Source organism: Mycobacterium sp. IEC1808, assembly GCF_002101935.1.
In the GTDB taxonomy this organism is placed as follows: Bacteria; Actinomycetota; Actinomycetes; order Mycobacteriales; family Mycobacteriaceae; genus Mycobacterium.
Map to the genome: position 1 here is coordinate 39,441 of NZ_LQPV01000009.1, position 19,954 is coordinate 59,394.

At 69.5% G+C, this 19,954-nt stretch carries 16 protein-coding genes; 5 read left to right on the top strand and 11 right to left on the bottom strand.

The features are described from left to right. Positions 1 to 38: 38 nt before the first annotated feature. The 8 genes from AWB92_RS06035 to AWB92_RS06070 all read right to left on the bottom strand — a co-directional run bounded on the left by AWB92_RS06035 (position 39) and on the right by AWB92_RS06070 (position 11,614). On the bottom strand, positions 39 to 2,087 hold the full coding sequence (locus tag AWB92_RS06035; RefSeq protein ID WP_085184499.1) for a substrate-binding domain-containing protein: 2,049 nt from the start codon (positions 2,085 to 2,087) through the stop codon (positions 39 to 41). A gap of 101 nt (positions 2,088 to 2,188) precedes the next feature. Further along, positions 2,189 to 4,384: a malate synthase G gene (locus tag AWB92_RS06040; protein WP_085184500.1), complete on the bottom strand. Its 2,196-nt coding sequence runs from the start codon at positions 4,382 to 4,384 to the stop codon at positions 2,189 to 2,191. Positions 4,385 to 4,612: 228 nt separating this feature from the next. Next, positions 4,613 to 5,653, bottom strand: a complete 1,041-nt coding sequence (locus tag AWB92_RS06045; protein ID WP_068188784.1) for a hemolysin family protein — start codon at positions 5,651 to 5,653, stop codon at positions 4,613 to 4,615. Continuing rightward, on the bottom strand, positions 5,650 to 7,020 hold the full coding sequence (locus tag AWB92_RS06050; RefSeq protein ID WP_085184501.1) for a hemolysin family protein: 1,371 nt from the start codon (positions 7,018 to 7,020) through the stop codon (positions 5,650 to 5,652). Before AWB92_RS06050 ends, AWB92_RS06045 begins: the two co-directional genes overlap by 4 nt. A gap of 168 nt (positions 7,021 to 7,188) precedes the next feature. Beyond that, the gene (locus AWB92_RS06055; RefSeq protein WP_085184502.1) at positions 7,189 to 8,625 is read right to left on the bottom strand and encodes a GuaB1 family IMP dehydrogenase-related protein; all 1,437 of its coding nucleotides are present in this window, start codon (positions 8,623 to 8,625) and stop codon (positions 7,189 to 7,191) included. Positions 8,626 to 8,668: 43 nt separating this feature from the next. Next, on the bottom strand, positions 8,669 to 10,126 hold the full coding sequence (gndA, locus tag AWB92_RS06060; protein WP_085184503.1) for an NADP-dependent phosphogluconate dehydrogenase: 1,458 nt from the start codon (positions 10,124 to 10,126) through the stop codon (positions 8,669 to 8,671). A 103-nt stretch (positions 10,127 to 10,229) separates the two neighbouring features. After that, entirely contained in the window at positions 10,230 to 11,180 is a 951-nt protein-coding gene (locus AWB92_RS06065) for a M56 family metallopeptidase (RefSeq protein WP_068188773.1), read from the bottom strand. A gap of 14 nt (positions 11,181 to 11,194) precedes the next feature. Then, positions 11,195 to 11,614, bottom strand: coding sequence for a BlaI/MecI/CopY family transcriptional regulator (locus AWB92_RS06070; RefSeq protein ID WP_085184504.1), 420 nt, complete (start codon positions 11,612 to 11,614; stop codon positions 11,195 to 11,197). Between the two features lie 295 nt (positions 11,615 to 11,909). On the opposite strand from AWB92_RS06070, the gene AWB92_RS06075 reads away from it, so the two are divergent. After that, on the top strand, positions 11,910 to 12,326 hold the full coding sequence (locus AWB92_RS06075) for a PaaI family thioesterase (protein ID WP_085184562.1): 417 nt from the start codon (positions 11,910 to 11,912) through the stop codon (positions 12,324 to 12,326). 238 nt (positions 12,327 to 12,564) lie between these two features. On the opposite strand, the gene AWB92_RS06080 is transcribed toward AWB92_RS06075, so the two are convergent. From AWB92_RS06080 to AWB92_RS06090, 3 genes are all read right to left on the bottom strand, one after another. Further along, entirely contained in the window at positions 12,565 to 13,947 is a 1,383-nt protein-coding gene (locus AWB92_RS06080) for an NAD(P)/FAD-dependent oxidoreductase (protein ID WP_085184505.1), read from the bottom strand. A gap of 175 nt (positions 13,948 to 14,122) precedes the next feature. After that, positions 14,123 to 15,040, bottom strand: coding sequence for an LLM class F420-dependent oxidoreductase (locus AWB92_RS06085; RefSeq protein WP_085184563.1), 918 nt, complete (start codon positions 15,038 to 15,040; stop codon positions 14,123 to 14,125). A gap of 54 nt (positions 15,041 to 15,094) precedes the next feature. Further along, on the bottom strand, positions 15,095 to 15,772 hold the full coding sequence (locus tag AWB92_RS06090; RefSeq protein WP_085184506.1) for an SDR family oxidoreductase: 678 nt from the start codon (positions 15,770 to 15,772) through the stop codon (positions 15,095 to 15,097). Between the two features lie 213 nt (positions 15,773 to 15,985). Between AWB92_RS06090 and modA the strand changes: the two genes are divergently transcribed. From modA to AWB92_RS06110, 4 genes are all read left to right on the top strand, one after another. Continuing rightward, positions 15,986 to 16,771 carry a molybdate ABC transporter substrate-binding protein gene (gene modA / locus AWB92_RS06095; RefSeq protein WP_085184507.1) on the top strand — a complete coding sequence of 262 codons (786 nt, stop codon included), beginning with the start codon at positions 15,986 to 15,988 and terminating at the stop codon, positions 16,769 to 16,771. Positions 16,772 to 16,774: 3 nt separating this feature from the next. Further along, entirely contained in the window at positions 16,775 to 17,566 is a 792-nt protein-coding gene (locus tag AWB92_RS06100) for an ABC transporter permease (protein ID WP_085184508.1), read from the top strand. Continuing rightward, positions 17,563 to 18,660: a sulfate/molybdate ABC transporter ATP-binding protein gene (locus AWB92_RS06105; protein WP_085184509.1), complete on the top strand. Its 1,098-nt coding sequence runs from the start codon at positions 17,563 to 17,565 to the stop codon at positions 18,658 to 18,660. The genes AWB92_RS06100 and AWB92_RS06105 overlap by 4 nt, the downstream gene beginning before the upstream one ends. Before the next feature lie 97 nt (positions 18,661 to 18,757). After that, entirely contained in the window at positions 18,758 to 19,783 is a 1,026-nt protein-coding gene (locus AWB92_RS06110) for an alanine and proline-rich secreted protein Apa (RefSeq protein ID WP_085184510.1), read from the top strand. Positions 19,784 to 19,954 lie beyond the last annotated feature (171 nt).

A 19,954-nucleotide genomic window follows, 5' to 3' on the forward strand; every position in this document is an offset into this window, starting at 1 on the left:
TTCGCGGCCAGGTTACGCTCGCGGCGAGTCGGACGCCGTCAGCTCAAGAAGGTGCTCAGGGCCGCGGCGAGATCGGGGGACGCCGACGTGGTGAGGTTCTGATAGCCGCCGCCGCTGAGCTGAGCGACGGCCTCCCAGGTGGCCTTGTCGGGGTCGGCGCCGAAGTCGATGACGTTGACCGCGATCGGCTTGGCCGGGTCGGCGCTCTTGCGGATGAAGTCCTGCAGCCCGGGCCCGTCCAACGTCTGGTCGGTGTGCGGCCCCGACGTGATCACCAGTATCGAATTCGGTTGGCCGGCGCGGTAATTGGCCTGCACCTCTTGGTAGAGCAGGCGCAGCGTGGTGAACGACACCGCGCCGCCGGCCGACGAATACTGCTTGTCCAGCGCGGCGGTCAGCGCCGCCGAGCGTGGCTGGCCGTTAACCGGGTCGCCCAGCGGTCCGCTCGTCACCTCCGAGCGCCCCTCGTGGCCGTCGAAGGTCCACAGCCCGACGGCGGCGTTGGCCGGCAACGACTTGATCTTGTCCTGCAGCGCCCCGATCACGTTGGCCAGCCGCGACTTTCCGCCTTCGTCGGCGGGCATCGACTGGTCGAGCATGATGGTCGCGGCCAGCCCGCTGGACGGCGCGGTCATCGCCTCGGCCAGCGTGGCGCGCAGCGCGTCGTCACCCACCGACAGGGTGGACGGCAGCGCCGCGAAGCTGGTGACCGGGCTGCTCGGCGGCTTGACGCCGCTGACCCGGAAGCCGGCCTTGGCCAGCTTCGCGAGTTGCTCGGGCTTCTGCATGTAGCGGGCGAACCCGTTGGCCGCGGAGGCCTGCTCCTGGTTTACCCAGGAGCCGCCCAGCAGCACCGCGGGATAGTCGGCGACCGGCACCGCGCCGGGCGGCAGCCAGGAGGCCAGCGTGCTCTTGGCATCGGACAGCGACTGGCCCCGCAGGTACAGCTGCTGCTCGGTGGTGACCACGGCGTGCACTGGCGCGGTCGCCGCGTCACCGGGCTTGAGCAGCGCGTTCAGCGCCTCGGTCAGGGAGTTGTCCGCGAGCTTGGGCTGGGCGCCCAACAGCGTGCGCACGGCGCCGACGCCCTGGGTCGGCGGCGCACCCGGCGGGACCGCCCCGGCCGCCACGGCCTCGCCGGCCAGCAACGAGGCGTCGGCGTTGCCGGTCATCGGCAGCGCCAGCCGCAGCGACCCCCACGCCGGCAGGTTCAGCGCAGCCAGCGAATTCGGGTTGGTTTGCAGGCCGGGCAGCGCCGCCCAACCCTGATTGCCCAGCGCCTGGCCGAGTTCCGGGCGCACGGCGAGCATGACCGGCGAGGTGACCAGGGAATGGCTTTCGGTGATCTTCTGACCCGACGCGGCGAGCCGCGCGGCCGAGATCGAGCTGCCCGGGATCCACAACGCCGGCTGGCCGCCCAGGTCGGCCGGCCACTTGCCGGCGAACCCGCCCAGGACGGCGTCGGAGCCGGCCTGTTTGACGCTCACCACCATGCAGTGATCGCCGACCGGGCCGGACGTGGCGTTGTAGCTCTCGGCAAGCTGCTGCACCGGGTCGGCGATCGACGGGTCGGCGATGACGGCGACCGTCTCCTTGCCCCCCACGCACCGCGCGGCGGCGGTGTGCGAGCGGTGCGACAGCGCGTCACCGAAGAAGGTCCACAGGATCACCGTGCCCACCACGACGACGACGGCGACGAGCGCGACGATCACCCCGATGCTGACGCCGCGGCGCCCGCCGTCGCTGCGGTGGCCGCCGAGGCGTTCACCGAGCCCGCGGTGGCCGCCCCCGAAGCGGGACGACGGGGCGGCCGGCGGCGGCGCGCTCGCCGGGCCGGCCGCGAATTCCGGATACGCGTCGTCGGGGCCCGACGCGAACGTGTCGTCGGTGGCATAGGGGTCCTCGTGCGAGTAGTCCACGCCCGAGTAGTCCACCGCGCCGTAGTCGTCCCCGCTCGGATAGTCCGGGAGTCCGGCCTCGCGGTGGTGCTGACCCGTGTCGTCGGCCGGGTACGCATCGTCGGCGAGATATTCGTCCGCCGGCTCGTCGACGGAATCCTCGGGGTCGGGCATGCTGTGCCTACCCATACCGCTGCCCGCCGCCTTCCCGTCGACTCGTCGCGTGACTTGTGAACTCGGCGCAGATTCTAGTCATCGGACCGCATTACCTACCGCATGTCGGGCCGTTTTCACGCACCCGCGGCGCGAGCTTTGAACTCGCGCCTGCGCCGGTGCAGGATCGGCTCGGTGTAGCCGTTGGGCTGCTGCGTCCCGGACAGAATCAGTTCCTGAGCCGCCAGGAAGGCGATGCTCTCGTCGAAGTTGGGCGCCATCGGCCGATAAACCGGGTCCCCTTCGTTCTGCCGGTCCACCAGCGGCGCCATCCGCTCCAGGCTGGCGCGAACGTCCTCGCTGGTGATCACGCCGTGGCGCAGCCAGTTGGCCAGCAGCTGGCTGGAGATCCGCAGGGTGGCACGGTCCTCCATGAGCGCCGTGTTGTGGATGTCGGGCACCTTCGAGCAGCCGACGCCCTGCTCCACCCAGCGCACCACGTAGCCGAGGATGGACTGGCAGTTGTTGTCGAGCTCCTCGCGGATTTCCTCTGGCGCCCAAGCCAATTCCTTGGCCAGCGGAATGGTCAGCAGCTCCTCGATGGTGGTGCGCTTCTTGCCCGCGAGCTCCTCCTGCACGGCGCCCACGTCCACGTAGTGGTAGTGCATCGCGTGCAGGGTGGCCGCCGTCGGCGACGGCACCCACGCGGTGGTGGCGCCGGCCTTGGGCTGGCCAATCTTCTGCTCGACCATGTCGGCCATCAGCTCGGTCATCGCCCACATGCCCTTGCCGATCTGGGCCTTGCCCTTGAACCCGGCGGCGAGCCCGATGTCGACGTTGGCGTCCTCGTATGCCTTGATCCAGGTGCTGTTCTTCATCGCGCCCTTGCGGATCATCGGGCCGGCCTCCATCGAGGTGTGGATCTCGTCGCCGGTGCGGTCGAGGAATCCGGTGTTGATGAACACCACCCGGTCGGCGGCGGCCTTGATGCACGCCTTGAGGTTGACCGTGGTGCGGCGTTCCTCGTCCATGATGCCGACCTTGAGGGTGCCCTGCGGCAGTCCCAGCACGTCCTCGACGCGGCTGAACAGTTCGCAGGTGAACGCGACCTCGGCGGGCCCGTGCATCTTGGGCTTGACGATGTAGATGGAACCGGTGCGGCTGTTCGTCAGGGGGCCGTTGGCGTCACCGGTCCGCAGCCCGTGGATCGCGGTCAGGCCGGTGAACAGCCCGTCCATGATGCCCTCGAAAACCTCGTTGCCGTCCGCGTCGATGATGGCGTCGTTCGTCATCAGGTGCCCCACGTTGCGGACGAACAACAGGCTGCGGCCGGGCAGGGTGAGCTCCCCGCCTTCGGGCGTGCTGTAGGTGCGGTCGGCGTTGAGCGCGCGGGTGAAGGTCTTGCCGCCCTTGCTGACCTCCTCGACCAGGTCGCCCTTGTTCAGGCCCAGCCAGTTGCGGTAGCCCAGCACCTTGTCGTCGGCGTCGACGGCGGTCACCGAGTCCTCGAAGTCCATGATCGTGGTGACCGCGGATTCCAGGACGACGTCCTTGACGCCGGCCCGGTCGGTGGCGCCGACGGGCGACTCGGGGTCGATCAGGATCTCGATGTGCAGTCCGTGGTTGACCAGCAGCACCGACCAGCTGGGGGACCCGAGCTCGCCGCTGTACCCGACGAACTTCTCTGGGCTCGCGAGCCCGACGGGCTCCGCCTCGGAATCGAGGGTGATCTGCAGCTGGCCGTCGGCGATGCTGATGCCCGTCGCGTCGGCCCAGGAGCCCGACGCCAGGGGGACGGCCTGGTCGAGGAATAAGCGCGCGTAGGCGATCACCTTGTCGCCGCGAACCCGGTTGTAGCTCGATCCCTTTTCCGCACCGTCGCTCTCGGGGATGACGTCGGTGCCGTAAAGGGCGTCGTAGAGGGAACCCCAGCGAGCGTTCGCCGCGTTCAGCGCGAACCGCGCGTTGAGCACCGGCACCACCAGCTGCGGGCCGGCGGTCGTCGTGATCTCGTCGTCGACACCCGAGGTGGTGATGGTGAAGTCGTCGGGTTCGGGCTGCAGGTAGCCGATTTCGACGAGGAACTCGCGGTAGGCCTCGGCATCGATCGGCTCGATCACGCGGTGCCGGTGCCACTTGTCGATCTGGGCCTGCAGCTCGTCGCGGCGGTTCAGCAAATCCTGGTTCTGCGGGGTCAGGTCGGCCACGACCTTGTCGACGCCGGCCCAGAAGCTGTCCGGGTCGATGTCGGTGCCGGGCAGGGCCTCGTTGTTCACGAAGTCGTAGAGCACTCGGGCGACGCGCAGGTTCCCCACCGACACGCGATCAGTCATTTTTCTCCTCCATAGTGGGCCGAGTAACACCTCACTGGCCCTCAACACGCATTGCCTTCAGCGTACCGACCGGCGGCTTGCCGGACGTCATCCGCCCGACCTTCAACAGCAGGTCAGGCGCGCGCTAAGAGCTCCAACGGTGGCGCCGCGGCGAACCGCGACGATCGCTATCCGGCCCGGCAGCCTTGGAGATCATACGGGCTGCGGCCCGATTCGCGGGCAGCGGCACTACGCGTCGCGCATGGTGCCGACCAGGTCCTCGACCAGATCTTCCATCGCCACCATCGCGACCACCGCGCCGCTGTCGTCAGTGACCAAAGCGAGATGGCTGTTGCTGCGGCGCATCCGCGACAGGGCGTCGGCCAGCGGCAGCGACGTCGGGACCTGCGGCAGCGGTCGCACCCAGGCCCGGTCGATGACCGTGTTCGGGTCGTCGTCGAGCGTCAGGACGTCCTTGATGTGCAGGTAACCGATGTACTTCCCGTCGGGGTCGACGACGGGAAACCGCGAATAACCGCTCTGGGCCAGGGCCTCCTCGACCGCCCCCACGGTCGGCCCGGAGCCCGCCGCGGCCACCGGCACCGCCCGGATCTCGGCGAGCGGCCGCGCCACGTCGCCGACGCGGCGGTAGCGCAGCTGCAGCGCCCGGGTCAGCCTGCCGTGCTCCTCGGCGTCCAACAGCCCCTCGGACACGGATTCGGTGATCATCACCCGCAGCTCCGTGGTGGAAACCGCCACGTCGAGTTGCGACTTGGGCTCGACCCGCAGCGCGCGCAGCACCACGTTGGCGCACTTGTCGTAGAACGCGATCAACGGCCGGGCCGCACGCACGTACGCCAGGTAGGGCGGCACCAGCAGCATCGCGGCGCGCTCGGGGCCGGCCAGCGCGATGTTCTTCGGCACCATCTCGCCCAGCAGCACGTGCAGGGTCACGACGATCGCCAGCGCGATCGCCAGCGAGAGCGTGTGCAGCAGCGCCGGGGGCCAGCCGGTGAGGCCCAACGCCGAGCGCAGCAGGCTGGCCACCGCGGCCTCTCCGATGCGGCCGAGCAGCAGCGACGCGACCGTCACCCCCAGCTGCACCCCGGCCAGCATGGACGACAGTTGCTCGCCGGCGCGGATCACCACCACGGCCCTCGCCTTGCCCTGCTCGGCCAGCGCCTCGAGGCGATCGCGGCGCGCCGAGATCAGCGAGAACTCCGCGCCGACGAAAAACGCGTTGACGCCGATCAGCAGGATCGCCAGCAGGACTCCCAGTGCGTCGTTCACGACGGGCCCCGTCCCGCGGGCGTCTCGGCCCGGCTGCCCAGCTCCTGCAGCTCGAGCACGTCGATGCGGCGACCGTCCATCCGAACCACCGTCGCCTGCCAGCGGATCGAAGTGTCCAGCAGGCCGTCGGGGTCCAGCGCGGTCAGCTCCACGGTTTCCCCGGCCACGGGGATGTGGCCGAGCTCGCGCAGCACCAGGCCGCCGATCGTTTCGTAGGGCCCTTCCGGGGCCCTGAATCCGGTGGCGGCGGCCACCTCGTCGATGCGCAGCAGCCCGTTCACCCGCCAGCCGGCGCCGGCCGCCACCACGTCCGGGGTGGCGTCGTCGTGCTCGTCGCGGACGTCGCCCACGATCTCCTCGATCAGGTCCTCGACGGTCACCATGCCCGCGGTGCCGCCGTACTCGTCGACGACCATCGCGGTTTGCAGGCTGTTGGCGCGGATCTCGGCCATCACCGCGTCGCCGTCCAGGGTCGACGGGACCACCGGCACGTGCTGCGCGAGCGTGGTCAGCAGGGTGGTCGCACGCTCGGCGGCCGGCACCGCGAACACCTGCTTGACGTGCACGATGCCGACGGTCTCGTCGAGGTCACCGTCGACGATGGGGAAGCGGGAGAAGCCGGACTCGGCGGCCGCGGCGATCAGGTCGGCGACCGTCTCGTCGGTTTCCAGCGCGACGATCTTCGACCTCGGTGTCATCAGCTCCTCGGCGGTCAGCTCGCCGAACTGCAGCGATCGCCGCACCAGGGCGGCGGTGGCGGCGTCCATCGTGCCGCTGCGGGCCGAGTTGCGCACCAGGGACGCCAGCTCCTGCGGCGAGCGGGCCGAGCGCAGCTCCTCGGCCGGCTCGATGCCCAGCTCGCGCACGATCCAGTTGGCCGCGCCGTTCGTCAACCGGATGGCCGGAGTGAAGATCGTCGAGAACAGCAACTGGACGCCCGCGACGGCGCGGGCGGTCGACAGCGGGCGCGCCACGGCGAGATATTTCGGAACCAGCTCGCCGAACACCATCGACACCGACGTCACGATCACCAGCGCCAGGAACGCGAGGACGGCGTCGGCCAGCCGGTTCGGTATGCCGATCGCGCTCAGCGCCGGATGCGGCAGGTCGGCCATCAACGGCTCGGTCAGATACCCGGTCGCCAGCGTGGAGATCGAGATGCCCAGTTGGGCGCCGGAGAGCTGAAACGACAACCGCTGCTGGGCGCGCTGGATGAATCGGTCGCGCCGGCCCCCGAGGCGCGCGTTGGAGTCGACGACGCTGCGGTCCAGGGCGGTCAGCGAGAACTCGGCCGCGACGAACACCCCGTTGGCGAAGATCAGCAACGCGATGGCGACGAGGCTGATCAGGGTGACGGCGACGTTCATGACCCAGACCCCGGGGACGATGCCCGGATCAATATGCGGGCCCCGACGCGTGCCTGCGGCACGTCATGCCTTTCCCTCGATGCGGCGCAGCGCTTTGCTGCCGGCCGCGACTCACATGAATTCACATGGTAGCCAACGCGTGCGGACGGCAGCACGACCGCGGCGCGCTCACCAACCCAACGGCAGCGGATGGCCCTCGGCGAACCCCGCGGCCGACTGCACCCCGACGACGGCCCGCTCGTGCAGCTCCTCCAGGGTGGAGGCGCCGACGTAGGTGCAGGTGCTGCGCACCCCGGAGGTGATGTGGTCGATCAGGTCCTCGACGCCGCCGCGGTCGGGGTCCAGGCCCATCCGGGCCGTCGAGATGCCCTCCTCGAACAACGCCTTGCGGGCGCGGTCGAACGCGGTCTCGGCGCCGCTGCGGGCGACGACGGCGCGCTTGGAGGCCATGCCGTAGCTCTCCTTGTACGGCTGGTCGTCACGGTCGCGCATCAGGTCGCCGGGCGACTCGTAGGTGCCGGCGAACCACGACCCGATCATGACGTTCGACGCGCCCGCGGCCAGTGCCAGCGCGACGTCCCGCGGATGCCGGATGCCCCCGTCGGCCCACACGTGGCCGCCGAGTTTCCTTGCAGCGGAAGCGCATTCGAGGACGGCGGAGAATTGTGGGCGCCCGACGCCGGTCATCATCCGGGTCGTGCACATCGCGCCGGGCCCGACGCCGACCTTGACGATGGTCGCCCCCGCGCCCAGCAGGTCCCGGGTGCCCTCCGCCGACACCACGTTGCCCGCGGCCAGCGGCAGGCCGAGATCCAACGACGCGACCACGTTGATCGCCTCCAGCGTCTTGACCTGATGCCCGTGCGCGGTGTCGATGACGAGCACGTCCACCCCGACCTCGGCCAGGGACCGCGCCCGCGCCCCCACGTCGCCGCTGATGCCGACCGCCGCGCCGACGCGCAACCGCCCGCGCGCGTCGGTGGCCGGCGTGTACAGCCCGGCGCGGACCGCTCCGGTGCGGGTGAGCACGCCCGCCAGCGTGCCGTCGGCGCCGGTCACCACCGCGACACCGATGGGAGCGTGCTCGAGCAGGTCGAAGATCTTGCGCGGCTCGGCGCCCACCGGGGCCGTCACGAAGTCGGTCACGGCCACGTCGCGCACCCGGGTGAAGCGGTCGACGCCAATACACGACGCCTCGGTGACCAAGCCGATCGGGCGGCCCTCGAAAACCACGACGGCGACGCCGTGGGCGCGTTTGTGAATCAGCGCGATCGCGTCGGACACCGAGTCCTCGGGCTCGAGTACCACCGGGGTGTCGAGGACCATGTCGCGGCTCTTGACGAAATCCACCGTCTGCTGCACCGCCGGGATCGGCAGATCCTGGGGCAGGATCACCAGGCCGCCGCGCCGCGCGACCGTCTCGGCCATGCGCCGCCCGGCCACCGCGGTCATATTGGCGACGACGACCGGGATGGTGGTGCCGGAGCCGTCCGTGGTGGACAGGTCGACGTCGAAGCGCGACGCCACATCGGAGCGGTTCGGCACAATGAAGACGTCGTTGTACGTCAGGTCGTACCCGGGTCGATGCCCGTCGAGAAACCTCATGTGATTGGGCTTGCCCCCTTTGGTCCCTTCTACACGCAGGCCGCTACGCGGGCACTTCGCTGCGGTCCCCGCTCCACAGGGTGTGGAAGCGCTTGTCCGGGTCGTCGTCGATGCGGCCGTAGGTGTGCGCGCCGAAGAAGTCCCGCAGCCCCTGGGTGAGCGCCGCCGGCAGGCGCTCGGTGCGCAGCGCGTCGTAGTAGGACAGCGCCGAGGAGAAGCCCGGGATCGGGATGCCCAGCTGGGTGGCGGTCACCACGACGCGGCGCCAGCCGTCGATCGCGGCCTCGATCGCGGCGCGGAAGTACGGCGCGACGATCAGCGTCGGCAGGTCGGCGTCCTCGTCGAACGCCTCCTTGATGCGGTTGAGGAACTTCGCCCGGATGATGCAGCCGCCGCGCCAGATGGTGGCCAGGTCGCCCGGCGTGATGCTCCAGTCGTATTCGGCGCTGCCGGCCTGAATCTGGTTGAACCCCTGGGCGTACGCGATGATCTTCGACGCGTACAGGGCCTGCCGAACGTCTTCGACGAATTGCGTTGCGTCGGTTGGCTTTTCACCCAGCTGACCGGACGCCAGCCCGGTGGTGGCCTTGCGCTGGGTGACGGACCCCGACAGGGCGCGGGCGAACACCGCCTCGGCGATGCCGGTGACGGGGACCCCCAGGTCCAGCGCCGACTTCACCGTCCAGCGCCCGGTGCCCTTCTGCTCGGCCTCGTCGAGGATCACGTCGACGAGCGGCTTGCCGGTCTTGGCGTCCTTCTGGCGCAGGACCTTCGCGGTGATCTCGACGAGGAAGCTGTCCAGGTCGCCCTTGTTCCACTCGTCGAAGACGTCGGCGATCTCGTCGGCGGTCTTGCCGAGCCCGTCGCGCAGCAGCTGGTAGGCCTCGCCGATCAGCTGCATGTCGGAGTACTCGATGCCGTTGTGCACCATCTTGACGAAGTGACCGGCGCCGTCGGGGCCGATGTGGGTGCAGCACGGGACGCCGTCGACGTGTGCGGAGATCTCCTCGAGCAGCGGGCCCAGCGACGTGTAGGACTCGGCCGGGCCGCCCGGCATGATCGACGGCCCGTTGAGCGCCCCCTCCTCACCGCCGGAGATGCCGGCGCCGACGAAGTGCAGGCCGCGCTCGCGCATCGCCTTCTCCCGGCGGATGGTGTCGGTGTAGAGGGCGTTGCCGCCGTCGATGATGATGTCGCCTTCCTCCATGGCGTCGGCGAGCTCGTTTATGACGGCGTCGGTCGGGTCGCCGGCCTTGACCATGATCAGCACCCGCCGGGGCTTCTCCAGCGCGTCGAGGAATTCTTCGATGGTCTCCGAGCGCACGAACTTGCCCTCGTCGCCGTGCTCTTTCAGCAGAGCGTCGGTCTTGGCGACGGACCGGTTGTGCAGCGCCACGGTGTAGCCGTGGTGGGCGAAATTGCGGGCGATGTTCGAACCCATCACGGCGAGGCCGGTGACGCCGATCTGCGCGGTACCAGTCTGTGGACTCGACGAACTCATGGCTTGGCCTCTCAGGTCGCAGAACTCTTCCGACAAGCTGTCGGATCACACTGTGGCACAGCCGACTCCGAGCGGCATCCCAGGGTGTTGGCCCACTCCGACGCTAGACGTTGAACAGCCGGCGCAGCTCGATGAGCCATGGCACCACCAGCGCCACGGTGGGTACCACGAATACCGCGGCCGCGGCCAGGTACGCGGTGGCCGCCAGCATCAGGCTGTTGCCGCGGCCCGACAGCCGGCGTACCCGCACCACCGTGCTGGTACCGCCCATCGCCAGCGCGCCCGACGGCGCCCGACCCGAGGCGCAGGCGACCAAGGCCCGGGCCAGGGGAGTGCGCCCGGTGGCGCGCACCGCGGCGTCGTCGGCCAGAAGCTCGACGAGCAGTTGCACCGCTCGTAACGCGTTGGCGCTGCGGACGAACCGCGGGAAGGCTGCATGCGCCGCGGTGAAAGCCTCCAGCACCAAATCATGGCGGGCGCGCAGATGGGCGCGCTCGTGGGTGAGGATGGCCGAGACCTCCGCGTCGCCGAGCGTCTTCAGCGTTCCCTCGCTGACCACCACGCGGCTGCGCACGCCCGGCAGGCAGTAGGCGAGCGGTTGCGCGACGTCCAGGACGCGCAGATCGCGGGTGTTGGCGCAGGGCTGGGCGAGGGCCGCGCCGTGGCCGACCCCGACCAGGTCGACGACCATGCGGTGGTGGGCCCGCCGCCGCCGATTGGCGATGGCCACCCGCGCGACCGCGACCATCAACCGGACGCCGACCGAGACGGTCAGCGCGAAGACGGCGATGTATGCCGCCCACAGCGGCCAGCCCAGCCGGTCCGGGGCGCCCATGACGCTGGCGGTCGGCCGCCCGTCGGGGCCGGGCACCAGCACCCGGCTGGCGATCGCGATGCCGGCGCTGAACGCCGAGAGGACGGCGGCGAGGGCGACGGCCTGCCACAACACCATCGCGGCACGCGGGGCGCGCAGCGGCCACGTCGCGCGTGCCAACAAAGCGGGTGCCGGACCAACCAACAGCACCGCGAGGATGGAGAAGGCCAGCGCGGACACGCTGCCAGTCTCCCTCAGTCCTGCGCTGGCGCGCCAGCCGACGGCGCTTGGTTGCGCGGATTGGCTTCCAGTTCGGCCAGCGCGCGCCGCAGCGCCTCCGCCTCGTCGGCGCCGACGCGCTCGACGAAATGCACCAGGGCGGCCTGCCGGCCCCCTGAGTCCTCGGCCTGAGCCAGCGCGTCCACCATCAGCCCGGCAACGAGCTCGTCGCGGCCGTGCACCGGCGCGTAGCGGTGGGCGCGGTCGTCGCGGATCTGGGAGACCAGGTTCTTCTTGGCCAGCCGCTGCAGCACGGTCATGATCGTGGTGTAGGCGAGGTCGCGCCGCGCCGACAACGCGTCGTGGACTTGACGGACGGTCTGGGGCTCCGGCGTGGACCACAGATGGTCCATCACCGCGCGTTCCAGATCCCCTAGCCGGGTCAACTTGGCCATAGTGCGTTCATCTCCTGAGCGTCAAAGCCAGCGTACTCGCTTACTACTGGCCGTCGTATCTATCTGGGCACGACGCCCCCCGTACACAGCGAAACCATACCTTGCGAAATTAGGGCAGCCTTGCCTATGCTGATGGCGGTCGAGCGACATGACCGCGGCGAGTCCTGAGGGCTGCAGCGACCCCCGGTCTACTCGATCGGCGAGCCCCGCGCCCAGCGCGGGGCTCGCCCGTTTTGCGGGGCCAAGGCGCTCGCGCGCCGACGGCCCGGATCGCCGATGGTGTAGACAAATGAGCGTGCCACCGCCACCCGATGCGCCGTTGCCCCCGAACTTCACCGCGCCGTTTGACGGCGAACTGGGGCTGCAGTACACCGAACTCACCCCGGACCGCGTCCGGGCGCAGCTAGAGGTCACGCCGAAGCTGTTGCAGCCCATGGGCCTCGTGCACGGCGGCGTCTACTGCTCGGTGATCGAGAGCATGGCCAGCGTGGCTGCCTACACCTGGCTGAACGCCAAGGGCGACGGCGGCAACGTGGTCGGCGTCAACAACAACACCGATTTTCTGCGCTCGATCAGCTCCGGGATGGTGTACGGCACTGGCGAGCCGATCCACCGCGGCCGGCGCCAGCAGCTGTGGCTGGTCACCATCACCGACGACGACGATCGGGTGGTGGCCCGGGGTCAGGTGCGGCTGCAGAACCTCGAGGCTTAGTTGAGCCGGACGCCCGCCCAGGGCTTTGAGTGTGCAGTGGCGGTTTTCAATGTGTGTGCAGGGCGGGGTTTCGGCGTTTTTCCCGCCCAGGGCGCACTCGCAACGCCGACGATTCACACCCAACGTTCGAATACTGCGCCTAGCCCAGACAGGCCCAATTCGGACCGAAAGCCGCTGTGCCGCAAAAGAATCCCCTTGCCGAGCCGGTCGGCACCCCTCGATCCGACCGGCCGGACGGTTAGCTGGCCCGCCTGGCCGGGCGCTTGGCCTCGGCAGCCGCCACCGCCAGTTGTTCGAGGCGGGTGCGGGCGAACGCCTGCTGTTCGGTGATGGTGAGCTGGCCACGCCGGGTGCTCAGGAAGGTGACCGTCCACGACAGCAGCGTGCTGATCTTGGTCTTGAACCCGACCAGGTACACCAGGTGCAGCACCAGCCACATCAGCCAGGCGATGAAGCCGCTGAACTCCAGCGGGCCGATCTTGGCCACCGCGGAAAACCGCGACACCGTGGCCATCGAGCCCTTGTCGAAGTATTGGAACGGCTCGCGCTCGGCCGGGTCGGCGCCGTTGAGTTCCGCCTTCAGCGTGGAGGCGACGTACTTGGCGCCCTGGATGGCTCCCTGCGCAACCCCCGGCACGCCCTCGACGGCGGCCATGTCGCCGATGACAAACACGTTCGGGTGCCCGGGGATGGACAGGTCGGGCAGCACCTTGACCCGTCCGGCGCGGTCGACTTCGACCGACGACTGCTCGGCGAGGTCCATGCCCAGCCCGCTGGCCTGAACCCCGGCCGACCACACCTTGCAGGCGGATTCGATGCGCCGAGTGGTGCCGTCGGAATCCTTGACCGTGATGCCGTTGCGGTCGACGTCGGTGACCATCGCCCCCAGCTGGATCTCCACGCCCATCTTCTCCAGCCGCGCGGCCGCGCGTTCCCCGAGCTTCTCGCCGAACGGCGGCAGCACCGCGGGGGCGGCGTCGAGCAGGATCACCCGCGCCCGGGTGGAATCGATGCCCCGGAACGACCCCTTGAGGGTGTGATTGGCCAATTCGGCGATCTGCCCGGCCATTTCGACACCGGTGGGACCGGCGCCGATGACGGTGAACGTCAACAGCTTGGCCCGTCGCTCCGGGTCGCGGGACCGTTCGGCCTGCTCGAAGGCGCTCAGGATTCGCCCCCGCACCTCCAGCGCGTCGTCGATCGATTTCATGCCCGGCGCGAACTCGGCGAACTGGTCATTGCCGAAATAGGACTGGCCGGCGCCGGCCGCGACAATCAGTGTGTCGTAAGGGGTTTCGTAGGTGTGGCCGAGCAGATCCGAAACGACGAACTGCCCCTCGAGGTCGATGTGCGTGACGTCGCCGAGCAGCACCTGAACGTTGCGCTGCCGGCGCAGGATCACGCGGGTGGGCGGGGCGATGTCGCCTTCGGACACGATGCCGGTGGCCACCTGGTACAGCAGCGGCTGGAACAGGTGGTGAGTGGTGCGCGCGATCAGTTTGATGTCAACGTTGGCGTGCTTGAGCTTCTTTGCCGCGTTGAGCCCGCCGAATCCCGATCCGATGATGACGACTTGATGACGACGGTCGGGTGCAGCAGTGGTTTCTGCCTGCGTGCTCATGTTCGGGTTGCTCCTGATCGGGGTCGCTGGACGCGCGATTCCAGTTAGCTACCACGCTAGTGAACGCGATACCCCGAAACCCAGATCGTAAGCATGTGTAATGAACCACATCACGCATCGGGGCTGGTCGAGTGGACGTGATACTCGTCATGCCCGATGCGCGATGCGTTTTCCGTTACAGCCCCACGATCGGGCGCAGGGCTTCGCCGACCGCGGCGATGGTGCCGGGTGTGTAGAACGGCATGTTGATGATCACCCCATCGATCCCGGCGTCGAGCACCTTCGTCTTGAGCTGGTCGGCGACCGACTCGGCGCTGCCGACCACCGCGCGCTGGGTCATCTCGGCGGGGATCTGGTCGGCGTTGAAGTTCTCGTCGACGACCGCGGTGGTCAGCGTGCTGGTCTCCAGCGTGGCCGGGTCGCGGCCGATCTCCTCGCACCGCTCCCGCACGACCTTCAGCTTGGCGGGCAGCTCGTCGAACCCGGCGATGACGTTGAGGTGGTCGAAGTGGCGCGCGGCGAGCGGGATCGTCTTCTTCTCGCCGCTGCCGCCGATCATCAGCGGAATGTGGTCGCGGAAGCGGGGATTCGCCACCGCCTCCTTGGCCTGATACCACTTACCGGAGAAGGTCGGCCGCTCGCCCTTGATCATCGGGAGGATGATCTGCAGCGCCTCCTCGAGCCGGTTGAACCTGTCGGTGAAGGTGCCGAATTCGAAGCCCAGCTGGTCGTGCTCGAGCTCGAACCAGCCGGTGCCGATGCCGAGGATCGCCCGGCCCTGGCTCACCACGTCCAGCGTCGTGATGATCTTGGCGAGCAGCGTCGGGTTGCGGTAGGTGTTGCCGGTCACCAGGGTGCCCAGCTGCACCCGTTCGGTCGCGGTGGCCAGGGCGCCCAGCGCCGTGTAGGCCTCCAGCATCGGCTGGTCGGGATCGCCCAGCATGGGCAGTTGGTAGAAGTGGTCCATGACGAAGACCGAGTCGAATCCGGCCGCTTCGGCTTCTTGAGCCTGCGCGATAACCGTGGGGAAGAGCTTGTCCACCCCGGTGTTGTAGGAAAAGTTGGGAATCTGCAAACCAAGTCGGATAGCCACGTCATTCACCGTAGCCACCGGCCTGGTATCAGAACCAGGGTTCGCGATTCAGCCTCAGGCGAAACTCGCCAGCGCGCCGTGGCTCACGTGCAGCGTCTGGCCGGTGATGTGGCGAGCCGCCGGGGTAGTGAGAAACAGCGCCAGGCGGGCGACCTCCGCGGCGACCGTCGGCGGGGTGCGCGACAGCCCGTCGTAGCCGGCCTGGGCGCTGCGCCCGCTGGCGACCGTGTTGACGGTGATCCCGCGGGTGCCGAAGGCTTCCGCCTGTCCCGCGGTCCAATTCGACAGCGTCGCCTTGATCGCTGCGTCGATGCTTCCGGCGGGCGGGTTCTCCGCCACCACGCTGATGATCGAGCCGCCCGAGCGCAGGTGATCGCCCACCGCCTGCACGGTCAGCGCCGCGGACAACACCGTCGCGTCGAGGGCGTTACGCCAGGCTTTGGCCGTGTCGGCCAGCGAGTAGGTGCGCGGGTCGCCCGGGTCCCAGGCCGGCGCCGGCACGTTGACGATGGTGTCGAGGTGATGGGGGAACAGCCCGCGCGCCTCGGCCAGGCTGGCCGGGTCGCAGGTGTCGCAGACGATGGCGTCGACGTCCAGTTCCTTCGCGGCGACCTCGAGATCGCTGCGGCGCGCGCCCACGAGGGTCACCTTGTGACCGCCGTCGCGGAAGCCCTCGGCCACTGTGCGTCCCAAGTCCGTGTCGCCCCCGGTGACCAGAACCTCCACTGCCATGACCTCCTCGTGTTCAACGTTGAACCCAGAAGCTGCCTGGGACCTCAGCGCGTTTATGGCATAAATCTAAGAAGATGTTACTGGACGGTAGCTAGTACGCGAAACTCCGGGCGCCGCGACGCGCGGGATCATTTGCATAACTATTCGGTCGCCACGTGTTTGCGACGATTTGGCCGCCGCGCGACCGCATCGTCGGCGGACTACGGTGCACCCATGCGGCGGATCGGAATCTTGGCCGGGCTGGTTTCGACGATCTTGCTGGGGGGCCTGATCGGGTGCAGCTCGAAAACGCCGTCGTCATCATCCCCTCAGCCGGCCCAGCCCGCCGGGAAGGTCGTCGTCTTCGCCGCGGCGTCGCTGAAGCCGGTGTTCGGCCAGATCAGTGACCAGTTCAAGGCCCAAAACCCCGGCAGCACCGTGGATTTCGAGTTCGCGGGTTCGTCCGAGCTCGCCAAGCAGCTGACTCAGGGCGCGACGGCCGACGTCTTCGCGTCGGCGGACACCGCGCAGATGGACACGGTCGCCAAGGCGGGGCTGCTGGCGGGCAGCCCGACGAACTTCGCGTCGAACACGCTCGTCATCGTGACGGCGCCGGGAAACCCGAAGCAGGTCGGATCCTTCGCGGACCTTGCCAAGCCGGGGCTGAGCGTGGTGATCTGCCAAAAGCCGGTGCCGTGCGGATCGGCGACCCAGCGCGTCGAGGACAGCACCGGCGTGCGCCTCAACCCGGTCAGCGAGGAACTCAACGTGACTGACGTCCTCAACAAGGTCACCACCGGACAGGCCGACGCCGGACTGGTCTACGTCACCGATGCCCACAGCGCCGGGAACAAGGTCGCGACGGTGAACTTTCCGGAGGCCGCCGGCGCGGTCAATGTCTATCCGATCGCGGTGTTGAAGAACGCCGCGCAGGCGACGCTCGCGCAAAAGTTCGTGGCCATGGTGATCGGTGACATCGGTCAGAACATCCTGGCCCAGTCGGGCTTCGCCAAACCCTGAGCCGTGCACCGGCCTACGGCTCTGCCCCGGTGGGTGTACATCCCCGCCGCCGCGGGGACCGCGTTCGTGGTGGTGCCGCTGATCGCGATCGCGATCAAGGTGGACTGGCCGAACTTCTGGTCGCTGATCACCAGCCCGTCGTCGCGGACGGCGCTGCTGCTGAGCCTCAAGACCGCCGCCGCCAGCACCGCACTGTGCGTGCTGCTGGGCGTCCCGATGGCGCTGGTGCTGGCCCGCAGCACGGCGCGCGTCGTCCGGCTGCTGCGGCCGCTGATCCTGCTGCCCTTGGTGCTGCCGCCGGTGGTGGGGGGCATCGCGTTGCTCTATGCGTTCGGCCGGCTCGGACTGATCGGGCGATACCTCGAGGCCGCCGGGATGAGCATCGCCTTCAGCACGACCGCGGTGGTGCTGGCGCAGACCTTCGTCTCGCTGCCGTTCCTGGTGATTTCCCTCGAGGGCGCCGCGCGCACCGCGGGCGCCGACTACGAGGTGGTCGCCGCGACGCTGGGGGCGCGACCGAGCACGATCTGGTGGCGGGTGACCCTGCCGCTCTTGCTGCCCGGGTTGACGTCGGGGGCGGTGCTCGCGTTCGCCCGGTCGCTGGGGGAGTTCGGGGCGACGCTGACATTCGCCGGGTCCCGTCAGGGGGTCACCCGAACCCTGCCGCTGGAGATCTACCTGCAGCGGGTGAGCGACGAAAACGCGGCCGTGGCGCTGTCCATCCTGCTGGTGGCGGTGGCCGCGGTGGTGGTGCTGGGCCTGGGTGCGCGCCGGCTGACCGGGGTATCCGCATGAGCGAGTTGCTACTGCGCGCCGTCGTCGCCGAACGCGGCCTGGATGTGGAGTTCTCGGTGTCCGCGGGCGAGGTGCTCGCGGTCCTCGGACCCAACGGCGCCGGCAAGTCGACCGCCCTGCACGTCATCGCCGGGCTGCTTCGGCCCGACGAGGGCGTCGTGCGGCTGGGGGATCGGGTGCTGACCGACACCGCGGCCGGCGTGCACGTGGCGACCCACGATCGCCGAGTCGGGTTGCTGCTGCAGGACCCGCTGCTGTTCCCGCACCTGAGCGTCGCCGCCAACGTGGCATTCGGGCCACACAGCCGCCGGGGCCGGTTCCGTCTCGCCCGTGCCGACAAGAAGGCGACGGCGCTGCGCTGGCTGCGCGAGGTGGACGCCGAGCGCTTCGCCGACCGCAAACCCCGAGAGCTGTCCGGGGGCCAGGCCCAGCGGGTTGCGATCGCCCGCGCACTGGCAGCCGAACCCGACGTGTTGCTGCTCGACGAGCCACTGGCCGGGCTCGACGTCGCCGCGGCCGCAGGCATCCGTGCGGCGCTGCGCGACGTCGCCACTCGATCCGGCTGCGCGGTCATCCTGATCACCCACGAGCTGCTGGACGTGTTCACCCTGGCCGATCGGGTGCTGGTGCTCGAGTCGGGAAAGATCGCCGAAATCGGGCCCGTGGCAGAGGTTCTCACCGCGCCGCGCAGTCATTTCGGCGCCCGCATCGCGGGCATCAACCTGGTCAACGGCACCGTCGGCCCCGACGGCTCGCTGCACGATCACGCCGGCGCCCACTGGCATGCGACCCCGGCCCAGGAGCTGGACGCCGAGGTGGTCAACGCGGTCGCGGTGTTCCCGCCCACGGCGGTGGCCGTGTACCGGGACCGGCCGCACGGCAGCCCCCGCAACACGGTCGAGGTGACGGTGGCGGAGCTGGACGCTCACGGATCCGCCGTCCTGGTGCGCGGCCGCGAACAGGCGGATGGCGCCCCCGGGCTGGCCGCGGAAATCACCGCGGACGCCGCCGCGGAGCTGCGGCTGACGCCCGGGGAGCGGGTGTGGTTCTCCGTCAAGGCCCACGAGGTGACGCTGTATCCGGCGCCCCACTGACCTGCGCCGACGCCCGCAAGATTGCACATCGGCAACATCGCAAGAACCGCCGCACGGCACCCTTGCGTCACAGCCGTAACGCGGTAGGTTCGTCGCCATGGATCAGGTGGACCAGAACTCGACACGTCGGAAAGGGCTGTGGGCGACGCTGACGATCGCCGCGGTGACCAGTGCCAGTGCCATCGCTATCGCGTTACCGGCGATCTCGAAGGCCGACCCCGAGACCCCGACCCCGGTCCCGCCAACCACGACGACGACACCGGCGCCCGCGTCGCCGACGACGGCCCCGGCGCCCGGGTCGCCGACGCCCACGACGCCGCCGCCTCCCGGTGCGCCTGCATCGCCGCAGCCCCAACCGGGCGATCCCAACGCGACGCCGCCACCGCCCGTCGATCCGAACGCGCCCCCGCCGCCGCCCGTCGACCCCAACGCGGGTCGGATCGGCAACGCCGTGGGTGGCTTCAGCTTCGTCCTTCCCCCCGGCTGGGTGGAGTCCGACGCGACCCACCTCGACTACGGTTCTGAGCTGCTCAGCAAGACCACCGGCCAACCGCCGGCGCCGGGGCAGGCGCCGCCGGTTGCCAACGACACCCGCATCGTGATGGGCCGACTGGACCAAAAGCTTTACGCCAGTGCCGAAGCCAACGACGCCAAGGCCGCCGTCCGGCTGGGCTCCGACATGGGTGAGTTCTTCATGCCCTATCCCGGCACCCGAATCAACCAAAGCGCCACTCCGCTGACCGGCGCCAATGGGATCACCGGAAGCGCGTCGTACTACGAGGTGAAGTTCAGCGATCCGTCCAAGCCGAACGGCCAGATCTGGACCGGAGTGGTCAGCGGGCCCTCGGCGGGCAATGGTCCGCCGCAGCGCTGGTTCGTGGTTTGGCTCGGGACCTCGAACGACGCGGTGGACCAGGGCGGCGCGAAGGCGCTCGCCGAATCGATCCAGCCGTGGGTCCCGCCGGCCGCCCCCGCCCCGGCGCCCGGCGCCCCCGCGACCGCGCCCGTTCCCGGCGCACCGACGCCCGCTCCAGCACCGGCTGCCCCGGCGCCGGCTCCGGGCCAAGCGCCCGCCAGCGAAGTCATTCCCACTGCTGCGCCGCAACGGGCTCTGCCGGCCTGATTCGGCCGAGTGTGCACTCAGGGCCTGGTGTGGGCGCCCAGGGCGGAATCCCGGCGATCTTCCCGCCCGGAACTCACGCGCCGCACCAACGATTCACACCCGACCGGGGACGCCGCCTAATTAGACACACGTAGCTTTACGCAAAGCGGGTATACGCAATCCCGGTTCAGC

What these genes read in the sequence shown, in the direction of transcription:
- AWB92_RS06035 (WP_085184499.1), bottom strand. Translation starts at nt 2,087, where the DNA reads ATGGGTAGGCACAGCATGCCCGACCCCGAGGATTCCGTCGACGAGCCG.
- AWB92_RS06040 (WP_085184500.1), bottom strand. Translation starts at nt 4,384, where the DNA reads ATGACTGATCGCGTGTCGGTGGGGAACCTGCGCGTCGCCCGAGTGCTC.
- AWB92_RS06050 (WP_085184501.1), bottom strand. Translation starts at nt 7,020, where the DNA reads ATGAACGTCGCCGTCACCCTGATCAGCCTCGTCGCCATCGCGTTGCTG.
- AWB92_RS06055 (WP_085184502.1), bottom strand. Translation starts at nt 8,625, where the DNA reads ATGAGGTTTCTCGACGGGCATCGACCCGGGTACGACCTGACGTACAAC.
- gndA (WP_085184503.1), bottom strand. Translation starts at nt 10,126, where the DNA reads ATGAGTTCGTCGAGTCCACAGACTGGTACCGCGCAGATCGGCGTCACC.
- AWB92_RS06070 (WP_085184504.1), bottom strand. Translation starts at nt 11,614, where the DNA reads ATGGCCAAGTTGACCCGGCTAGGGGATCTGGAACGCGCGGTGATGGAC.
- AWB92_RS06080 (WP_085184505.1), bottom strand. Translation starts at nt 13,947, where the DNA reads ATGAGCACGCAGGCAGAAACCACTGCTGCACCCGACCGTCGTCATCAA.
- AWB92_RS06090 (WP_085184506.1), bottom strand. Translation starts at nt 15,772, where the DNA reads ATGGCAGTGGAGGTTCTGGTCACCGGGGGCGACACGGACTTGGGACGC.
- modA (WP_085184507.1), top strand. Translation starts at nt 15,986, where the DNA reads ATGCGGCGGATCGGAATCTTGGCCGGGCTGGTTTCGACGATCTTGCTG.
- AWB92_RS06105 (WP_085184509.1), top strand. Translation starts at nt 17,563, where the DNA reads ATGAGCGAGTTGCTACTGCGCGCCGTCGTCGCCGAACGCGGCCTGGAT.
- AWB92_RS06110 (WP_085184510.1), top strand. Translation starts at nt 18,758, where the DNA reads ATGGATCAGGTGGACCAGAACTCGACACGTCGGAAAGGGCTGTGGGCG.